The 1,034-nt window shown below is 64.4% G+C and carries 1 protein-coding gene; it reads left to right on the top strand.

What is annotated here, in order from left to right:
* A partial coding sequence (locus tag AAHS21_RS31960) for an IS256 family transposase (RefSeq protein WP_342931262.1) occupies positions 1-1,034 on the top strand: 1,034 nt, incomplete at both ends.

Consider the following 1,034-nt stretch of genomic DNA (forward strand, 5'->3'; position numbering starts at 1 on the left):
CCACGTTCATTCACACGCTGATGGGTGCTGAGGCCGACGCATTGTGCGGTGCCGGGTATGGCCAACGCAGTAGCGAGCGGACCAATCAGCGCAACGGCTATCGGCATCGCCAATTTGATACGCGGACAGGTTCATTGGATCTGGCGATCCCGAAGTTGCGGCAGGGCTCCTACTTTCCGGACTGGTTGTTGGAGCGCCGCAAGCGCGCCGAACGTGCCCTGACCACCGTGGTGGCTACCTGCTACCTGCTCGGGGTGTCCACGCGGCGGATGGACAAGCTGGTCGAGACGCTGGGCATCACCAGCTTGTCCAAGTCGCAGGTGTCGGTGATGGCCAAAGAACTCGACACCGCCGTGGAAGCCTTCCGTACCCGGCCGTTGGATGCCGGCCCCTACACGTTTATGGCCGCTGACGCCCTGGTGCTCAAGGTCCGCGAGGCCGGCCGCGTGGTCAACGTGCACGCCCTGATCGCCACGGGCGTTAACGCCGAGGGTTACCGCGAAATCCTGGGCCTGGACGTCACCACCGCCGAAGACGGTGCCGGCTGGTTGACGTTCCTGCGCTCGTTGACCGCCCGCGGGCTCTCAGGGGTGGGGCTGGTCACCAGCGATGCGCATGCCGGACTGCTCTCGGCGCTCGGAGGCACCCTGCCCGGAGCCTCCTGGCAGCGGTGCCGCACCCATTACGCCACCAACCTCATGGCCATCACCCCCAAGTCCTCGTGGCCGTGGGTGAAGACCCTATTGCACTCGGTGTTCGACCAGCCCGACGCGCAATCGGTTGCCGCGCAATACGACCGGATCATTGATGCACTGTCCGACAAGCTGCCCAAAGTCGCTGCTCACCTCGACGACGCTCGAGTAGACCTGCTGGCGTTCACCGCGTTTCCCAAACAGATCTGGCGCCAGATCTGGTCGAACAATCCCCAGGAACGGCTTAACAAAGAAATCCGGCGCCGAACCGATGTCGTCGGCATCTTCCCCGACCGCGACGCCCTGATCCGGCTCGTCGGGGCAGTCCTGGCCGAACAACAC

The organism is Mycobacterium sp. 050272 (genome assembly GCF_039023525.1).
GTDB lineage: Bacteria > Actinomycetota > Actinomycetes > Mycobacteriales > Mycobacteriaceae > Mycobacterium.